This is a genomic window from Mesorhizobium sp. M7A.F.Ca.US.005.03.1.1 (assembly GCF_003997975.1).
GTDB classification, from domain to species: domain Bacteria; phylum Pseudomonadota; class Alphaproteobacteria; order Rhizobiales; family Rhizobiaceae; genus Mesorhizobium; species Mesorhizobium ciceri.
The window spans coordinates 1-17,860 of the sequence record NZ_RZRO01000086.1; the positions used below are offsets into that span (position 1 = coordinate 1).

Here is a 17,860-nt window from a genome sequence, read left to right on the forward strand (position 1 = left end):
AATTTGCATAAAGCCACAGATGCGGATTTCTCCCAAAACACCAGGCCAAACCAGCTGGCATGACGGCAAACCGGGCGCCAAACAGCGCGCTTGCGCCAAGTTGAAAAAATTTTCTGGCATCCAGGAACCATCCACGCAAAGGCGCATTTATGCCTTGTCGTCAGCAGTTCGTGAGAGCAATCGAAAGAACGGTTGATGGCAAAGACGCCCCCCGCACGATAAAAGGTGCGAGGGGCGTTTTCGTTGGATCCGGCTATTCGTCCGGGCCGGGTTCCGGCCACCTCTCCTTGGCCGCCTCGGCATACCAGTGCCGCATCGCCGGCGTTGCCAGCACGGCGTCGACATAGGCGCGCGTATCCGGCGCCAGCGTGCCGCCATAGGTGTCGAAACGGGTGACGACAGGCGCATACATGGCGTCGGCCGCGGTGAAATGGCCAAACAGGAACGGGCCGCCCCTGCCGTATTTTTCCCGGCACTCGCGCCACAGCGCCTCGATGCGGGCGCGTTGCGCCTCGCCCTCGGCGTCGAGCGGCTTGTGGCCCTTCGGCCGGCGCAAATTCATCGGCCAGCCATAGCGGACCTCGCGAAAGCCGGAATGCATCTCGCTCGCGGCCGAACGCGCCAGCGCGCGGGCGTCGATATCGGCCGGCCAGAGCTTTTTCTCGGGAAACAGGTCGGCGAGATATTCAAGGATGGCAAGGGTTTCCCAGACGATCTTGCCATTGTGATTCAGCACCGGCACCTGACCGGTCGGCGACACTTTCGCCAGATTGGCAAAGGTTTCAGGCGTGCGCAGCCGCACGAAACCTTCCTCGAACGGGATCTCCAGATGCCTCATCGCCAGCCATGGCCGCAACGACCATGAGGAGAAACACTTGTTGCCGATATAGAGCGTGAATTCAGCCATTTTTCTCCCCGCATGCACGGCCATCCAAATTCCATGGTCGACGCGTGTTCGCAGCCTAGCCCACCAGCCTTGCCCCAGGGCGGCGGCCGCGCGACCTGATCTGCCGTCCGGGCGACGCCTGGAACCTAACCGACGCCGGCTCGTTAGCTACCGCAAATGAATTCCTCCGAATTCAGAACCCCAGGAGATGCGCAAAAAATGGTGAACAAGGATCAGGTTGCGGGCGTGGCCAAGCAGGTCAAGGGCTCGGTCAAGGAAGCCGCGGGCAAGGCGACCGGCAACAGGCAGACCCAGGCCGAAGGCACGGGCGACCGGACCGCCGGTAAGGTGCAGAAGGCCTATGGCGACGTCAAGGACAAGGTCAAGAAGGCGCTCTGATCCGACATCGGCAAACGCGCTTTATCGAGGGAAAGGCGGTCGCGAAGGCCGCCTTTTTCAGGTGCTCCAGCCCTTGCTGAAAGCATTGGTGAAGGCGACCTCGCCGTGATCGCCGGCCGCCTCGCCCAGCACCACGTCCATGCCGTCGCTGGTCACCCTGGCCAGCGCGAAACCGCCCATATAGGCAGCCTTCGGCTTGAACAGGTCGATCCCGTCCCTGCGATAGATCAGCGGCGTTTCGTGCTGGTGGCCATGGAAAATGCCGACGACATTGTAGCCCTTCAGCGCCGCCAGCAACGCCTGCCGGTCGGCCTCGCTCCACCAATGCGGCGCACCACTGCCGTCATCATCGAAGTGCCGCTTGGCGGCATCCCAACGTTCCACCGAGAAAGTGTCCCAGCCATAGTGCTGGAACAGGATGACCGGACGGCCGTCCGCCGCATAGGTCGCCAGATCCTGCTTCAGCCATGGCAGGCTGCTCTCGGCGCCGTGGCCGGTATCGCCGGCGAAACGATGCGTCTGGATCAGATGCAGGCCGCCCCAGTCCCAGGAGTAACAGTCGGTGTCGACATCGTAGTCGGTGGCAGGCACCGGCGGCTTGAAGAACACGCCGGCGCGATGGTTGACCTCGACATAATCGCGCAGTTCGCGCCGATACCAGTCGACATGGTGCGGCGGGCCGTTCTGGTCGAGATCATGGTTGCCGAGCCCGATATAGACCGGCATGTGCACGCGATCGGGACCGACGCCCTGGCTGTAGCGCTGGCTGAACTGGAGCAGTTGGGTGCCCTCGCTCGGCTGCGTGATCTGGCCGCCGCCATCGTCGGTGATGTCGCCGCCGACGACAAGGCCGAGCGGCGTGCCTATCCTGCCGGCCGAACGCAGGCCGGTGGCGACGCCATTGATCTCAGTTGGCCAGTCCTTGTCGCCAAGCGCATTCAGCGCCGCCACGTTGCGCAGCAGCGCGGCGTCGGTCTTGCCTTCCTGCAGGCAGTTGGGGCTCAAGCCGCTCGCCATGCGGCAGGCATGGACATCGGCGATGAACAGGAAAGTGGCGTCGATCGACTGGACGCGTTGCCCGGTCTGGCTGAAGGCCGGGCGCGACAAGGCGCCGGCCGCGGCAAATCCTGCAGCCTGCGCCAGGAAGTTGCGTCGGGAAAGCGATGCAGTCGAACGGCGATTCATCATACGCTGATTCAGCATGGACAGCGGCCGGTCGTCCAGCGCCTCTGCGTCATCATCGACATGACGCCACGGGGCTGGCATGTCTCGCTTGCGCAAGCGGAGGAGGACGAAAAATGAAAGCCGCACCTATCTGCATGATCCTGGCCGCGATGTTGTGCGCGAGCACCGCGCATGCGGCGGGTTGCGTCGACGCCAAGTCCGCCAGGAAGGGTTTCGTTCTGGCGAGACCCGGCATCCAGAGCGAATTTCGGCCCGTGGCCGGCGGGATGATGTCGGTTGCCAACACCTACGAATCGCAATCGCCCCAGACCCAATATCTGTTCGCCGGCCTGATCGAGGTGTTTCGCGACAGCGACACCGGTCGCCAGGCGATGATCCCGTTTTCCGATCTGCGAAAGCTGTTTCCGCTGAAGGCGGGGACAAAGGCCGCGATAGAGTTCGTCGAGTTGTCGCCGAACAAGCCGCCGAAGGGCACCAAGACGCTGAGCCTGGTCGTGAAGGGCAAGGAGACATTCAGCCTGGGCGAGTGCAAATACAATGTCCTGGCGGTCAAGGAGACCTTCAAGAACGGTGCCGGCGAGACGCTGGATTCATTCACCGCCCTCTATGCGCCAGATCTGCAAGCCGCGCTCGCCCGGCGCTACGATGAAGGCACCAGTTCGGAATCCGTCAACGGCTACGAGACGATCAAGCCGCTGGCCGAGTAGCTGAACCAGAGCACGGCGAGTCAAGGGGTTCCCGGCCGTGGCAGTATTCTGTTGCGTCGCCTGGCTGCCAATGCGCCCTGCGATGGCGATGGCGACGGCGCGCTGCGCTCCAGCCCCGCCAGGCAATCCCGCAGCACACCGGCATCCTGCGTGGCCTTGGCCATCGACATCGCTCCCGAGTAGGCGGCGACCGTCAGCGCGGCGAAGCGCTCGGGGTCCGTGCCCTCGTCCTTGCCTACCTGCTGGTCGGCACGCAGCTTGTCGGCAATCGCACGCCGCCACCCGGCAAAAATCCCGGCAAGGGCAATGCGGAAATCCGGGTCGGCAAGCGACAATTCGTGCGCCAGATTGTTGAGCGGACAGCCGCGCACGAAACCCTGCTGCTCCAGTTGCGCCGCCACGGCCTCGAACACCGCGCGCACGCCTTCGCGGGCTGATGCCGCCGCCAGCACCGGCGCGATCCATGTCTCTTCGACCGCTGCCGCCACACGCTCGTCGATCACCGCCAGCGCCAGCGCCTTCTTGGTCGGGAAATGGTGATGCAGCGCGCCGCCGCTGACATCAGCCGCCGCCATCAGGTCGCCGATGCTGGAGGCGTGATAGCCGCGCGCCTGGAACGCGTCCTCGGCGACATCGAGCACTTTCTTGCGCATGCCCTCAGGGTCGTTGATGCGTTTTCCCGGGCGCGGTTTTGGTTGAGCGATCATCTCTGCTGACATTGCCGGACATTAGCATATTGACAAAACAGGACAACCGGTCTGTTTTACAAACAGGACAATCACCCTGTTTTGGAGAATGCCGGATGAACCTGCCCCAGAACGTCGCGCCGAAACCCTCGTCGCTCGCCTCGCCTGTCGTCGAGTTGCGGCAATACACGCTGAAGCCAGGCCAACGCGACACGCTCATCGACATCTTCGACAGCAGGCTGATCGAGGGCCAGGAGGCCGCCGGCATGACCATCATCGGCCAGTTCCGGGATCTCGATCGGCCTGACATGTTCGTCTGGATGCGCGGCTTCGACGGCATGGCTGCGCGGAAAGATGCTCTTGCCGCTTTCTATGGCGGGCCGGTCTGGGCGGCGCACCGCGATGCGGCCAACGCGACGATGATCGATTCCGACGATGTGCTGCTGCTCAAGCCGGCGTGGCCGGGCGCCGGCTTCGACCTTGCGGGGGCGCAGCGGCCAAGCCTGGCCGGCGACGAAAAGCCCATTCGAAACAGGCCGCTGACCGGCATCGTTGTCATCGAGATTCATCATTTGCAGCCGGGCACGGAGGCAGATTTCACCACCCGCTTCGAGATTGAGACGGCGTGCCTGATGACAGCCGACGCACGCCTGCTCGCCGCGTTCGTGACCGAGCCTGCCGAAAACAATTTTCCGCGCCTGCCGGTACGGGCTGACGAAAACGTCTTCATCAGCGTCATGGGTTTTGCCAGCACAGAAGCGCATGCCCGCCACAAGGCCGCGCTTGCCGCCTCGCCGGCATGGCAGGATTTTTGGCGGGCCGCGCAACCCGGCCTGACCAAACCCACGGAGACCTTGCGGCTGTCGCCGACATCGCAATCACTGGTCGGGATCTATTCCTAAAGCGCGTCGACGCGCTTAGGAATAGATCCTTTTTTGTGCATGTCGTTCTCCCAAAACCGGGGCCACTTTTGGGCGACATGCATCAGACTTCAAATGCCTCGACGATGGTCTTGGCGACAAGGGCCGGGTCTTCCCAATGCGGGTTGTGGCCACAGCTCTCGGCCCGGACGAAGACGGCTCCGGCAAGAGCGGATTGCAACGCCTGCTGGTGCGCCTCGCCGAACAGCGGGTCGCAGGCGCCGGCAATGATCAGCGTCCGGGCCTGCACGGCCCGCGCCGCATCGCTCAGATCGGCGCGGCGGATTTCCTCGAGAATCGCGCGCCAGCGCGGCGCCGGCAATGCCGACGCGTCTCTCGCCAAGCCGGCGAGAAAGGCTGGAGGCACGTCGGGACTGCAGGCATGCCACCAGGCGTAGAACGGATCGGCCGGCGATATCGGGTCGCGCAGCGCCTCGACGCCCGCGACCAGCGGATGATCCGGCGCGAAATCGGGCTTTAGCGTGCCGGCCAGCACCACCAGCCCGCCAATCAGCTCCCTGTGTCGCCCTGCCAATGCGATGGCCACCATGGCGCCCAGCGAATGGCCGACGACAAGCGGCCGGTCGAGCCGCAAGCGTAGGATCAGCCCGGCAATATCGTCGGCGAAATCGGCTATGCCGCAGCCTTTGCCGGCCTGCGAGGCGCCGTGGCCGCGCAGATCCGGCATGATCAGACGGCGGCCGGCCAGATAGGGCGCCAGAAGCGAAAAGCTGCGGCTGGTGTCGGTGAAGCCGTGCACCAACAGCAGTGCCGGCTCGGCGCCTGTTATCTCGACATAGGCGATGTCGAGATTGCCGACAGTGACGAACTGCTTGCGGCCGGCCCAGCCGTCCTGGTTCGCGCAGGCATTCAGCACCGCCGCCCTCACAGGCCGAGCTTTTCCTTGACCGCGGCAAGGCCGGGTTGGCCGTCGAAGGTGGTGACACCGGCGAGCCAGGCATCGAGACGGCTCTTGTTGGCCGTGATTGCCTTCAGCGCGCCGTCCTCCGGCTTCATGCCGTCATTGATCAGATAACCCATGCCGACATTCTCGAAATCGATGTCGAAGGCGAGGTTTTTCAAGAACTGTGCGACGTTCGGGCATTGCTGCAGATAGCCCTTGCGCACCTGCGTCGTCACCGTCGCGGCGCCGAAATTCGGGCCGAAGAACTTGTCGCCGCCGGTCAGATATTTGAAGTCGTACATCGTGTTCATCGGGTGCGGCGCCCAGCCCTGGAAGACGATGAACTGCTTCTCCTTGATCTCGTAGCCGACCTCGGAAAGCATGCCGGCTTCGCTCGATTCGACCACCTGCCAGCCGTCCAGGCCAAAGGCGGGATCGGCGATAGCGTCCATCATCAACTGGTTTGAACCGGGCTCGATGCCGTACATTTTCTTGCCGAATTTGTCGGCGAATTTGTGCAGGTCGGAAATGTCCTTGACGCCGGCTTCCCAGACATAGGTCGGCACGGCGAATGTGTATTTGGCGCCTACGAGATTGACGCGCACATTCTCGACCGAGCCGTCCTTCTTGTAGGGCTCGTAATAGGTGACCATGGCCGGGTCCCAGTAGCCCAGGAACAGGTCGAGGTCCCTGTTCTTCATGCCCTCGTAGATGACGTTGATGCCGAGCACCTGGCTTTGCGGCTGATAGCCAAGCGCCTCCAACAGGACATTTGCGACTCCTGTGGTGAAGGCAAGGTCGTTCCAGCCGGGTTCGGCCATGCGGACCGTCTTGCACTCTTCGGCCTCGGCCGCCTGGGCCGCATGAGTGGCCAACATGAGGCCGGCAAGGCAGACGCCATTTGCAAGGATGCGCAACATTTCGGTTCTCCTCGTCCACAAAATTGACCAATCGGTCTTTTTATTGTCCCATGGGTCAATTCTTGATCTGAACGGACGAAGATGTCAACGTGGATTCGACATGCATGGACCGATGCCGTGAAACTCAAGCGTCTCAGTGAGATCCGCCGCAAGGAATTGCGGCAGGCGGCCTTCGCGGTGCTGGAGCGCGAGGGCATTGCCGGCGCGACCCTGGAAAAGGTGGCGGCGCAGGCCGGTGCCTCCAAGGGCATCGTGCTGCACTATTTCCGCAACAAGCAGGAATTGTTCGAGCACGCGATGCGTGAGGCAAACGCCGTCCTGTGCCAGGCGGTGATCGCGCGGCTTCGCCGGGCGCAGACACCGATGGAGCGCATGGATGCGGTGATCGAGGGCAATTTCGAGGAGCATCTGTTCCAGCCGCCTCTCTGCCATGCCTGGCTGTCGCTCTGCGCCGAGGTGCCGCGCGACGAGAAGATGGCTCGTATCCAGAGGGTGATCCATGCGCGCATGCGCTCGAACCTGTTGTCGGGCCTGCGCGGCCTCGCCTCGCCCGGAGATGCCGACGACATCGCGCTTGGCGTCACCGCGCTGATCGACGGGCTTTGGTTGCGGCTCGGCCTGCAGCCGGGCAGTGTGTCGCGCGAACAGGCTGTCCGCCAGGTCAAGAATTATGTCGCGGGACGGCTGGCTTTGGGGGAGCTTGCGACCGCCGGCGCTTAAACCAGCCTCGGCCGGCCTGCCGGGTGGCAGCGGTCGAAGTTCATACTGTGGGATAGGCTGACGGCTTGACCTTGGCCGCCACTATACGGTGCTCTCGACGACGCAGAAATCTCGGAGCATCCGATGAGACTTCACAACAAGCGCGCGCTGGTTACCGGCGGGTCGGACGGTATCGGCCTGGCGATCGCCGAGGCCTTTTCGCGCGAGGGCGCGGACGTCCTGATCGTCGGCCGTGACACCAAAAAGCTCGACGCCGCCCATAAGCAGCTCGGCGGCACTATCGAGACGCTGTCGGCCGATCTTGCCACATCGGCCGGCATTGCGGCCGTCGGCGAGCACGTCAAAGAATCCGGCAGGCCGCTCGATATTCTCGTCAACAATGCCGGGGTGGCTTTCCTGGTGCCGTTCGAGACCGTCAGCGAGGCGCAGTTCCAACAATCCTTCGCGCTCAATGTGACGGCGGTGTTCTTCCTCACGCAGGGTCTGCTGCCGCATCTGGCGGCCGGCGCGTCGGTGATCAACATCTCGTCCTATTTCGCCAACAAGATGATCCCGAAGCGGCCCTCGAGCCTCTATTCCCTGTCAAAGGGCGCGTTGAACTCGCTGACCAAATCGCTGGCCTTCGAACTCGGCCCGCGCAGCATCCGCGTCAACGCCATCGCGCCCGGCACTGTCGACACCGCCATGCGACGCAAGACCGTCGACAATTTGCCGGCCGAGGCAAAGGCCGAGCTGAAAGTCTATGTCGAGCGCAGCTATCCGCTTGGCAGAATCGGCCGCCCCGACGATCTGGCGGGCATCGCAGTGTACCTCGCTAGCGACGAGGCGGCCTGGACCAGCGGCGGGGTCTTCTCCGTCGACGGTGGTTATACTGCGGGCTGATCCGTCCGGGCGCCACGCCAAGCGCCGACATTTTCTGCGACGCCACTTTCTACAAATCCAAGTACGCCTACCGCCTCCAGGACCTGATCGCGAACCCAGCGATGGGGTGGCTCGTCGTCGTGGCGCGCGTGCCAGTACATCCTGATTTCCGGAACAGCAATGGGAAGCGGCGGTTCAAAGATGACGAGCGGCAGGGTCTCGGCCGCCCAAACCGCGAACTGCCTGGGCACCGCCGACAGGTGGTTTCCATTTGCCACGGCTAATGCGACAGCCTGAAAGTGCGGCAGGGTCAGGCTTACACGGCGCGTCCGCCCGATCTTGCGGAGCGCCTCGTCGGTGGAGCCCGACATCGACCCGTCGATAGAACGAAGAATATGGGGCAGCTCGCAGAAGAGGTCGATCGGCAGAGTCTTGCCTTCCATGATTCCCGCCTGCCTGATCGCAGCGTTGTCGTGCGCGGCGATGATGGCGAATGGTGAATGGAACAGAGGCGTGCTTGAGACCCAGTCGGAGACCTCCAGCGGACGCTCGAGCGCTACGTCGATTTCATCGTCCTGGAGCAGCCGCGAGACATCGCCGCGCGCGCTATCGAGAAACCTTAGCGACGCGCGCGGCGCGGCGCCAGCGATGCGTGCCGCCAGCGCTGGCATCAGCATCATGGAAAAGAAATCCGCCCCCATGAACGTGAAGGTTCGCTCCAGTTCCGCCGGATCGAACGCCTTGGCCGAATGGAAGACGCGTTCGATCTCGCGAAGCGCCACGCGCAACGGCTCGGCCATGCTCTCGGCGCGCGGTGTCGGCATCATGTCATTGCCCCGTCGCACGAACAGCTGGTCGTTGAGGAGATGTCGCAAGCGATTGAGCGCAGCGCTGACGGCAGGTTGGCTGAGGCCGATCTGCTCGCCGGCACGCGTAACGCTTCTCTCCCGCAGAAGGGCGTCGAACACCTTGATGAGATTGAGGTCGAGCGCGTTCAAATTCATCGCATCAATTCGCCCCATACGATCATTCGATTTCCGTTGTCGGCGTATCCCTGGCTAGATCGTCATCGGCCCAGCAGGCACAGGCAACAGAAGGATCAGACACGCCATGACAATGACCCCCGGCACGATCACAGGCAAGGAACTCTTCTGGTTCAACAACACGCTCGTCGCGATCCACGTCTCGTCGATGGCAGGAGAGGACGGCACCTGCGTCGTCGAGCATCACATGCCCTATGGCGACTCGCCGCCGCTGCATGAGCATCGCAGGGAAGACGAAGTGTTTCACATCCTGGAGGGGAGATTGCGCTTTCAGATCGACGGCCACGAACGCATTGCGGACGCCGGCGAAACCGTCATCGCACCGAAAGGCCTGCCGCACACCTACCGGGTCGAATCCCCGGAAGGTGCGCGCACCCTCACCATCACGCGCGGTTCGGATTTTGAGACGATGCTGCGTCAGGCGAGCCGTCCCGCCGAACAGCCCGAACTGCCGCCGCTGATGGAACCAACACCGGAAATCATCGCGGCACTGGTGCAGCTTTGCGCAAAAAACGGCATCGACATTGTCGGTCCGCCGCTGGGGTGAGAGGCCGAAACTGCGCAGTCCTTCCCTTCTCCCCTTTGTGGGAGAAGGAGAGACGCGCCGCGCCTTCAACCGATTTGCATCCTCGCCGCCCGCATTCTCCGCTTGAAGCCGTTTGTGCAACGCGATACGCCGTTGCCGACTTCGACAAGGAGAGACCCGTGACCGCTGCAAAGACCAGAACCGAAACCGACACGTTCGGTCCCATCGAAGTCGCCGCCGACCGGTATTGGGGCGCGCAGGCGCAGCGTTCGCTCGGCAATTTCAAGATCGGTTGGGAGAAGCAGCCGGCGTCGATCGTGCGCGCATTGGGCATCGTCAAGCGGGCGGCGGCCGAAGCCAACATGGAGCTCAAGCGGCTCGATCCTGCGATCGGCAAGACGATTGTCGAGGCGGCGCAAGAGGTCATCGACGGCAAGCTCGATGAGCATTTCCCGCTGGTGGTCTGGCAGACCGGTTCGGGCACCCAGTCCAACATGAACGCCAATGAGGTGATCTCCAACCGGGCGATTGAGATGCTGGGCGGTGTCATGGGCTCCAAGAAGCCGGTGCATCCCAACGATCACGTCAATATGAGCCAATCGTCGAACGACACCTATCCGACAGCCATGCACATCGCCTGCGCCGAACGCATCGTGCACGATCTGTTGCCGGCACTGAAGCACCTGCACAAGGCACTCGCCGCCAAGAGCAGAGAGTTCAATCACATCATCAAGATCGGCCGCACGCACACGCAGGATGCCACCCCCCTTACGCTTGGCCAGGAATTTTCGGGCTATGCCGCGCAGGTCGCTTCGTCGATCAAGCGCATCGAGCTGACGTTGCCCGGGTTGCAGGAACTGGCGCAGGGCGGCACCGCCGTCGGCACCGGCCTCAACGCGCCGGTCGGCTTCGCCGAAAGGGTCGCGGATCGCATCGCCTCCATCACCGGCATCGCCTTCGTCACCGCGCCGAACAAGTTCGAGGCGCTGGCGGCCCATGATTCCATGGTGTTTTCGCACGGCGCCATCAATGCGGCGGCCGCCGCGCTGTTCAAGATCGCCAACGACATCCGCTTCCTCGGCTCAGGCCCGCGCTCGGGCCTTGGCGAACTGTCGCTGCCGGAAAACGAACCGGGCTCGTCGATCATGCCGGGCAAGGTCAATCCGACCCAGTGCGAGGCGCTGACGCAGGTCTGCGTACAGGTGTTCGGCAACAATGCGGCGCTCACCTTCGCCGGCAGCCAGGGTCATTTCGAGCTCAATGTCTACAATCCGCTGATGGCCTACAACTTCCTGCAGTCGGTGCAGTTGCTCTCCGACGCCTCGGTCTCCTTCACCGACAATTGCGTCGTCGGCATCGAGGCCCGCGAAGACAACATCAAGGCGGCACTCGACCGATCGCTGATGCTGGTGACGGCGCTGGCGCCGACCATCGGCTACGACAATGCCGCCAAGATCGCCAAGACCGCGCACAAGAAGGGCACCACTTTGCGCGAGGAAGCGCTCGCCACCGGGCTGGTCAGCGAAGCCGATTACGACCGCCTGGTGCGGCCGGAGGATATGACGCATCCGGGGTAGGCAATTCCAGGAAAAGTGTCTGCGGTTTTCGGTCCGGAATTGCGTCACCAAAAGCCCGATATTTCGTGAGGGGAGAATTTACTCCCGTCACGACCTCACCCGAAGCGAATTTTGCGCAGGCCGCCCGATCACGGAAACGTAAGTACTGTGAACAATGTGTCGCCAGTCTGGTGGCTTTGGTGAACAGTCGGTTTGCTCTATCTCCCCGGCATCAACCCATCCCGGAGAGCCACCATGTCCACCAACATTTCAGTCGCCGGTTCCGGCGCATCCAATGCCTCGACCACCATCCTCCTCGGCCGCGTCCTGCTCGCGGTCATCTTCCTGCTTTCAGGTTTCGGCAAGCTCACCGCCATTAGCGGAACAGCGGGCTATTTCGGCAGCCTCGGCCTGCCCTTGCCGACCGTAACGGCCACCGTCGTCGGCCTGATCGAGCTTCTCGGCGGCCTCGCCATCCTCGTCGGCTTCAAGACCCGGATTGTCGCTTGGGTGCTGGCGGTCTTCACGGTCGCTACCGGTTTGGTCGCCCACACCGGTTGGGCCGACCAGATGCAGATGATCCAGTTTCTCAAGAACCTCGCCATTGCGGGCGGCTTCCTCGTGCTGGCTTCCTCGGGCGCCGGTGCCTATTCGATCGACGCCAAGCGCGGCTGAGCCAAGACCCGGCAATAGCCGAACAAGAAAGCGGCGCGGAATTTTCCGCGCCGCTTTTTCGTTGTTGGTGCATGATCGCCGATCTGTCGGCCGGAGTTTCTGATAGGATCGGGGCTATCGGGACGAGGCCGGCCGGCGGCCGACAACGGAGTGTGAACATGCCCCGCAACGCGCTGCTCCTGCTCTCCCGGCTGCTGCTCGCCGCCCTGTTCGTGCCTTCCGGTTTCCATGCATTGAGCGACATCGCCGGCACCACAGGCTACTTCGCCGGCCTCGGCCTGCCGCTGCCGACACTTGCCGCCTGGGGCACGGGACTGTTCGAACTGATCGCCGGGCTGCTCATCCTGGTCGGTTTCCAGACCCGGATCATAGCGCTTCTGCTCGCTGCCTTCTGTATCGTCGCCGGCTTCATCGGCCATTATGGCCAGGGCGGCGGCGACGCGATGCTCGCCTTCCTGCACCAGCAGATGCTGATGAAGGACATTGCGATATCAGGTGGGTTTGTAGCGCTGGCGATGGCCGGCGCCGGCGCATGGTCGATCGACGGGCGCGGCGCGGTTTGATATTTTTGCTTACACGCGCCCGAGCTGGTCGCCCCCCACTCCGTCCCGGCTTTGCCGAGCCACCTTGTATCTACACGAGAGAGATTTCGTGGGATTAGAGCGATTGAGCCAAGGTCCGGGTGGCCGCCCGGACCTTGGCTTGGCGAAGTCGCCCGTACCACCTGAGGTTACAGCCGCGGGAGAGCTTGGGATCTTCGCCTTCATCACGCACGACCGAACAGTCGCTTGGTTCCAACCGTACGCACAAGGCAGGTTACCGTGAACAGGATTATTTGTGGAGTTGATGTTTCGAAAGATTGGCTGGACGCGCATGTCTGGCCTGGCGGAGCGGCAGCGCGCTTCGCCAACGACGCGGCGGGGATCGCAGCTCTTTGGCTGTTCTGCCGCAGCCATGACGCAGCCCTTGCGGTGATGGAGGCATCGGGCGGCTATGAACGGCTGGGATTCATGCTCTTGTGGACGCACGGCATGCCGTGCGGCGTGGTCAATGCCAAGAGCGTGCGCCGTTTCGCCGAGGCGATGGGCTATCTTGAGAAGACCGACAGGATCGACGCCGCTGTCATCGCCCACTACGGCGCAGTCAAGAACACTGTGCCGACGCCACCGCCAAGCGCCGCCCAGCAGCGGCTTGCCGCGTTGGTTGGCCGGCTTTGCCAGATTGTCGGCGATGCGACCATCAACAAGCAGCGTAGAAGTGCCGCACGCGACGCCGAGGTATGCGCCAGCATCGAGGCGATGCTGGCCTTCCTCAAGCGCGAGCAACGGCGCCTGGAAGGCGAGATTGCCTCGATGATCGATGACGATCCGCTGTGGGCCAGGCTGGAGCAGGCCTTTCGTTCGCTGAAGGGCGTGGCCGGACGCACCGTCGCCCGCCTGATGGCCGAACTGCCCGAGATCGGCCTCATCTCCAACAAGGCCATCGCCAAGCTGGCAGGCCTCGCTCCCTTCGCCAACGATAGCGGCAAGCGCACCGGCAACAGGCATGTGCGCGGCGGACGCGCCGGGCCGCGTGGCATCCTCTTCATCGTCGCAGCCATCGTGGCCAAATTCGATCCAATCTCAAAGCTTTCGCTCAACGGTTGCAACAGGCGGGAAAGCCAAAAATGCTCATCCGCATCGCACTCGCCAGAAAACTCCTCGTCATCCTCAATGCAAAAGCACGCGATGCGCGCAACGAGTTCGCGAGTGCAACTTGACACCCCAGATAGTCGCTCTCCCCCGATCGACGGGGTAGAGGAAGGGCGCGAGCCTATTGCCGCCAACGCTCTTCCAACGAGGCTCCCTTCCTTTCCCTCCGGATGGGGGAAAGGTGACGCTGCAAAGCAGCGACGGATTGGGGAAGCCGGTCATCAAACGCGAAGCCGCCGGCGAAGTACGACCGGCAAGTCTCCGCTTAAGTCAGATAAGACACGGGTCTGCTAGCAGCTAGCGCCTTATTTCACCGACATGCTGGGGCCACCCTCGACGGCCAGCACCAGCCGGCGGTTGGTGATCCTGGCCAGCTGCGCCAGGCGCCCGGCCGGCCGCTCGCCATAGAGGTCCGCCAGCGATGCCGGCAAGACCAGCGCCAGCACGCCGTTGGCGCGCTGTTCCCATTTCAGCCTGGGCATGATGCCGGGCATCGACGCCGTCAGCAGGTAGACGACGCGCATCATCGCGGCGAGCACGCGGGCGCGCTCCAGATAACGCGGCGATGCCAGAGCCTTGATCTCGGGGGCGATGGCTTCGTTGAAGATGCCGTCGTGACGATAGGCGTTGGCCATCGCCAGGAAAGCACGGCCAGGATGGTCGACGCCGAAGAAGGACGCGTGCGCAATGATGTTGAGCGATTGCTTGCCGCGGTATTCGGGATGCGCGCGCCAGCCGATGTCGGCCAGCAATGCGGCCGCGTGGCGGTAGCGCGCCTCGTCCTCGGTCTCGTCGATGCCGAAGGCGGCAAAGGTCTTGGCGGTCCAGTCGACAAGTTCGTGCGCATGGGTGACGGAGCGCGAGCGCAGACGGGCGAGTTCCTCCGAGGCCGAAATCAGCGGATCGGCCTTCTGCTCCGCCTCGTCGAGCAGCGAATAGAGAAAGCCTTCGCGCACGCCGAGCGCCGAGACGATGATCTTCGACGGCTGCATCGCCGCCATGATCTCCTGCAGCACGATGGCGCCATAGGGCAGCAGCGAACGGCGGTTCTTCGAAACGCCTTCGATGCCCTTGACCTTCTCGATCTCGGCCTTGGCCACCTGCTTGAGGAAGTTCGCCGCGCTTTCGGCCGATATCTCGTAATGGTGCATGACGCCAAGCGGATAGTTGGTCATTTCCATGTGCAGCCGGGCAAGATTTCGCCAGGTGCCGCCGACGGCGTAGAAGGGCCTGCCCTGCCCGCCTTTCAACAGCTTGGCCTTCGCCAGTTCGTCACGCGCGATCCTGGCCGCCTGGGTCAGCGAGTTCTTCGCCATGTCCTGCAGGCGCAGGCCGCCCAGCGGCAGCGTGATGCCGTCGCCGATCGCCTCGCCGCTGACATCGACCAGTTCGAGGCTGCCGCCGCCCAGATCGCCGGCGATGCCATCGGCCGGATGGAAACCGGAAATGACGCCGAGCGCGGAATAGTACGCTTCCTGACGACCGCTGATCACTCGGATCTCGGTCTTCAGCACATCCTCGGCGCGGTGGATGAAATCGGGGCCGTTGACCGCCTCGCGGGCCGCCGCGGTCGCCAGCACATACATCTGCTCGGCGCCGGCCTGGTCGGAAAGCGCACGAAAGCGGCGGAACTCTTCCATCGAGCGCGTTACCGCCTCGGGGTCGAGCTTGCCGGTCGAAACGATGCCGCGGCCGAGACCGGCCAGCATCTTTTCGTTGAACAGCATGGTCGGCGAGCGCGCCAGCCCCTCATAGACGACGAGACGGATCGAGTTCGATCCGATGTCGATGATGGACAGCGGTCGGCGGTCCTGCAGCCGGCCCTGAGAATCAGACAGCATCAGCCGGACGCTGCGGCGTTCTTCTTGCGGCGCTTGAACTGCGCGATGCGCTTGGGCGCATGCGACTTCAGCGCGTCACCCCGTCCCGACAGGCTCGGATTGGTCATGAAATATTCCTGCGCGTTGAACGGTTCCTCGCCCTCCTCCAGCACGACGCGCCGGGAGGTTCCATCAGCCAATACGTCGAAACTTTGCTGATTGTCCATAATGTTGCCCAGCATGATCTGGCCAAGGATCTGTTCATGCACAGTTGGATTGGTGATCGGCACCATGGTTTCGACGCGGCGGTCGAGATTACGCGGCATCAGGTCGGCCGAGGAGATGTAGACGATCGCCTCGTCCGACGGCAGGCCGAAACCATTGCCGAAACAATAGATGCGGCTGTGCTCGAGAAAACGGCCGACGATCGATTTTACGCGGATGTTTTCCGACAGGCCCGGAACCTGCGGCCGCAGGCAGCAGATGCCGCGCACGACAAGGTCGATCTCGACGCCGGCGCGGCTGGCATCGTAGAGCGCGTCGATGATGATCGGATCGACGAGGGCGTTCATCTTCATCCAGATGCGCGCCGGTTTGCCTTGCACCGCGTAGGCAATCTCGTCGGCAATGTGCTTCAGGATGCGGCTTCTCAGCGTGAACGGCGAGATCGCCAACCGCATTTCGTCCGTCGGCTCGGCATAGCCGGTGATGAAATTGAACAGCTGGGCGACATCGCGGGCAATCGTCGGATCTGTGGTGAAGAAGGACAGGTCGGTGTAGATGCGTGCGGTGACCGGATGGTAGTTGCCGGTGCCGAGGTGCACGTAATTGCGCAGCTTGCCGTCCTCGCGCCGCACCACCAGCGACATTTTCGCATGTGTCTTCAGTTCGAGAAATCCGAACACCACCTGCACGCCGGCCCGCTCCAGGTCGCGCGCCCAGCGGATGTTGGCTTCCTCGTCGAAACGCGCCTTGAGCTCGACCAGCGCGGTGACCGACTTGCCGGCCTCGGCCGCGTCGACCAGCGCGCGCACGATCGGGCTGTCGTTGGAGGTGCGGTAAAGCGTCTGCTTGATCGCCACCACCTCCGGATCGGCCATTGCCTGGCGCAGGAACTGCACCACCACATCGAAGGATTCGTAAGGGTGATGGACGACGATGTCCTTCTCGCGGATGGCGGCGAAACAATCGCCGCCATGCTCGCGGATGCGCTCGGGAAAACGCGGATTGTAGGGCGTGAATTTCAGGTCGTCGCGGGGAACGGCGACGATCTCGGAAATCTGGCTGAGCGCCAATGGACCGGTCAAGACGCTGATGCGGCTGGACGACACGCCAAGCTCGCCGGCGACGAAATCGCGCAATTCGCCAGGCATCAGCCTGTCGAATTCGATGCGGATCACCGATCCGCGCCGACGCCGCTTCAGCGCCGTTTCGAACAGGCGCACGAGGTCCTCGGACTCCTCCTCGACCTCGATATCGCTGTCACGGATGATGCGGAACGTGCCGGAGCCCTTGACCTCGTAGCCGGGGAAGAGCTTGCCGATATAGAGGCCGACAGCCTCTTCCAGCGGGATGAAGCGGACATGATGCTTGCGGTCCGGCAGACGGATGAAGCGCTTCAGCGCCACCGGCAGGCGCAGCAGCGCGCTCATCTCCTCGCCGTTCTTGCGATGGCGCAATTGCAGCGCCATCGAGAAGCCGAGATTGGGGATGAACGGGAACGGATGCGCCGGGTCGATCGACAGCGGGGTCAGCACCGGGAAAACCTGTTCCTGGAAATGGTCTTCCAGCCAGATTTTCTCGTCCTTGGTCAGCGCATCGCGGGTGATGCTCTCGATGCCTTCCTTGTTGAGCAGCACGGTGAGCGCCGAAAGGCTCTTCTGCTGGTCTTCCTGCAGCCGCTCGACCTCACGCAGCAGCTGTTCGAGCTGCTGTTCGGGGGTGCGGCCGTCGGGGCTCTTCAGCGTGATGCCCTCGCGCACCTGGCCGGCAAGACCGGCGACTCGGACCATGAAGAACTCGTCGAGATTGGCGGCCGAGATCGACAGGAAGCGGACGCGCTCCAGCAGCGGATGATTGAGGTTCAGCGACTCCTCGAGAACGCGCCGGTTGAACTGCAGCCAGGAAAACTCGCGGTTGACAAACCGGTCCGGGTTGCCGCCTTCCGGGCGAGCCACCTCGACATCCACGAATTCGTTCTGCACCGGCTTCAGTTCGTTCATGATTCCCGCTCTTCCACACCCGCTCAAGCCGGCTAGCCAGTCACTCTAGCGACCCATGGTCCCTCCCGGAAACCGAAATCGGTTTTCGGGCCATGGGTTAACCGGCTTAACTTATCCTCTGACAGGCTTTTGCGACAGT

18 protein-coding genes and 1 pseudogene are annotated in these 17,860 nt (G+C 63.1%); 11 read left to right on the top strand and 8 right to left on the bottom strand.

Annotated elements, in window-relative coordinates; translation table 11 throughout:
* Positions 1 to 196: hypothetical protein (locus tag EN990_RS35830; protein ID WP_206526356.1), on the top strand; the 196-nt coding region annotated here is incomplete at its 5' end.
* Between the two features lie 57 nt (positions 197 to 253).
* Here the strand turns inward: EN990_RS35830 and EN990_RS26965 are convergent.
* Positions 254 to 907 carry a glutathione S-transferase family protein gene (locus tag EN990_RS26965; RefSeq protein WP_164753868.1) on the bottom strand — a complete coding sequence of 218 codons (654 nt, stop codon included), beginning with the start codon at positions 905 to 907 and terminating at the stop codon, positions 254 to 256.
* Between the two features lie 198 nt (positions 908 to 1,105).
* Here EN990_RS26965 and EN990_RS26970 point away from each other — a divergent pair, with 198 nt between their 5' ends.
* Positions 1,106 to 1,285 (top strand): CsbD family protein, encoded by a 180-nt coding sequence (locus EN990_RS26970; protein WP_024505721.1) that lies wholly within the window; start codon positions 1,106 to 1,108, stop codon positions 1,283 to 1,285.
* Between the two features lie 57 nt (positions 1,286 to 1,342).
* On the opposite strand, the gene EN990_RS26975 is transcribed toward EN990_RS26970, so the two are convergent.
* On the bottom strand, positions 1,343 to 2,473 hold the full coding sequence (locus EN990_RS26975) for a metallophosphoesterase (RefSeq protein ID WP_164753869.1): 1,131 nt from the start codon (positions 2,471 to 2,473) through the stop codon (positions 1,343 to 1,345).
* A gap of 110 nt (positions 2,474 to 2,583) precedes the next feature.
* On the opposite strand from EN990_RS26975, the gene EN990_RS26980 reads away from it, so the two are divergent.
* Complete coding sequence (locus tag EN990_RS26980) at positions 2,584 to 3,177, top strand: hypothetical protein (RefSeq protein WP_127370302.1); 594 nt, start codon at positions 2,584 to 2,586, stop codon at positions 3,175 to 3,177.
* Positions 3,178 to 3,197: 20 nt separating this feature from the next.
* Here the strand turns inward: EN990_RS26980 and EN990_RS26985 are convergent, their stop codons facing one another.
* On the bottom strand, positions 3,198 to 3,830 hold the full coding sequence (locus tag EN990_RS26985; protein WP_245465144.1) for a TetR/AcrR family transcriptional regulator: 633 nt from the start codon (positions 3,828 to 3,830) through the stop codon (positions 3,198 to 3,200).
* A gap of 149 nt (positions 3,831 to 3,979) precedes the next feature.
* On the opposite strand from EN990_RS26985, the gene EN990_RS26990 reads away from it, so the two are divergent.
* Positions 3,980 to 4,765 (top strand): NIPSNAP family protein, encoded by a 786-nt coding sequence (locus EN990_RS26990; RefSeq protein ID WP_127385481.1) that lies wholly within the window; start codon positions 3,980 to 3,982, stop codon positions 4,763 to 4,765.
* Between the two features lie 82 nt (positions 4,766 to 4,847).
* Here EN990_RS26990 and EN990_RS26995 read toward each other — a convergent pair whose 3' ends face one another.
* Both EN990_RS26995 and choX read right to left on the bottom strand, forming a co-directional pair.
* The gene (locus EN990_RS26995) at positions 4,848 to 5,672 is read right to left on the bottom strand and encodes an alpha/beta hydrolase (RefSeq protein ID WP_245469214.1); all 825 of its coding nucleotides are present in this window, start codon (positions 5,670 to 5,672) and stop codon (positions 4,848 to 4,850) included.
* On the bottom strand, positions 5,669 to 6,607 hold the full coding sequence (gene choX, locus EN990_RS27000; protein WP_127369955.1) for a choline ABC transporter substrate-binding protein: 939 nt from the start codon (positions 6,605 to 6,607) through the stop codon (positions 5,669 to 5,671). Before choX ends, EN990_RS26995 begins: the two co-directional genes overlap by 4 nt.
* 81 nt (positions 6,608 to 6,688) lie before the next feature.
* Here choX and betI point away from each other — a divergent pair, with 81 nt between their 5' ends.
* Together betI and EN990_RS27010 are read left to right on the top strand one after the other, a co-directional pair.
* Positions 6,689 to 7,327: a transcriptional regulator BetI gene (betI, locus tag EN990_RS27005; protein ID WP_024505714.1), complete on the top strand. Its 639-nt coding sequence runs from the start codon at positions 6,689 to 6,691 to the stop codon at positions 7,325 to 7,327.
* Between the two features lie 123 nt (positions 7,328 to 7,450).
* A complete protein-coding gene (locus EN990_RS27010) occupies positions 7,451 to 8,209 on the top strand; it encodes an SDR family oxidoreductase (protein ID WP_127388429.1) in 759 nt (252 codons plus the stop codon).
* Here the strand turns inward: EN990_RS27010 and EN990_RS27015 are convergent.
* The gene (locus EN990_RS27015) at positions 8,194 to 9,210 is read right to left on the bottom strand and encodes a LysR family transcriptional regulator (protein WP_245469215.1); all 1,017 of its coding nucleotides are present in this window, start codon (positions 9,208 to 9,210) and stop codon (positions 8,194 to 8,196) included. The two genes, EN990_RS27010 and EN990_RS27015, sit on opposite strands and share 16 nt — an antisense overlap.
* Before the next feature lie 88 nt (positions 9,211 to 9,298).
* Between EN990_RS27015 and EN990_RS27020 the strand changes: the two genes are divergently transcribed.
* The 5 genes and pseudogenes from EN990_RS27020 to EN990_RS27040 all read left to right on the top strand — a co-directional run bounded on the left by EN990_RS27020 (position 9,299) and on the right by EN990_RS27040 (position 13,747).
* Positions 9,299 to 9,778 (top strand): cupin domain-containing protein, encoded by a 480-nt coding sequence (locus tag EN990_RS27020; protein WP_127368334.1) that lies wholly within the window; start codon positions 9,299 to 9,301, stop codon positions 9,776 to 9,778.
* Positions 9,779 to 9,936: 158 nt separating this feature from the next.
* Complete coding sequence (fumC, locus tag EN990_RS27025; protein WP_127368335.1) at positions 9,937 to 11,334, top strand: class II fumarate hydratase; 1,398 nt, start codon at positions 9,937 to 9,939, stop codon at positions 11,332 to 11,334.
* Between the two features lie 234 nt (positions 11,335 to 11,568).
* The gene (locus EN990_RS27030; RefSeq protein WP_013532413.1) at positions 11,569 to 11,988 is read left to right on the top strand and encodes a DoxX family protein; all 420 of its coding nucleotides are present in this window, start codon (positions 11,569 to 11,571) and stop codon (positions 11,986 to 11,988) included.
* A 158-nt stretch (positions 11,989 to 12,146) separates the two neighbouring features.
* Positions 12,147 to 12,551: a DoxX family protein gene (locus tag EN990_RS27035; RefSeq protein WP_013532414.1), complete on the top strand. Its 405-nt coding sequence runs from the start codon at positions 12,147 to 12,149 to the stop codon at positions 12,549 to 12,551.
* A 258-nt stretch (positions 12,552 to 12,809) separates the two neighbouring features.
* Positions 12,810 to 13,747: pseudogene (locus EN990_RS27040) on the top strand (IS110 family transposase).
* 237 nt (positions 13,748 to 13,984) lie between these two features.
* On the opposite strand, the gene ppx reads toward EN990_RS27040, so the two are convergent.
* Both ppx and EN990_RS27050 read right to left on the bottom strand, forming a co-directional pair.
* The gene (gene ppx, locus EN990_RS27045) at positions 13,985 to 15,520 is read right to left on the bottom strand and encodes an exopolyphosphatase (RefSeq protein WP_064994368.1); all 1,536 of its coding nucleotides are present in this window, start codon (positions 15,518 to 15,520) and stop codon (positions 13,985 to 13,987) included.
* Positions 15,520 to 17,721, bottom strand: a complete 2,202-nt coding sequence (locus EN990_RS27050) for an RNA degradosome polyphosphate kinase (RefSeq protein WP_013532416.1) — start codon at positions 17,719 to 17,721, stop codon at positions 15,520 to 15,522. The genes ppx and EN990_RS27050 overlap by 1 nt, the downstream gene beginning before the upstream one ends.
* Positions 17,722 to 17,860 lie beyond the last annotated feature (139 nt).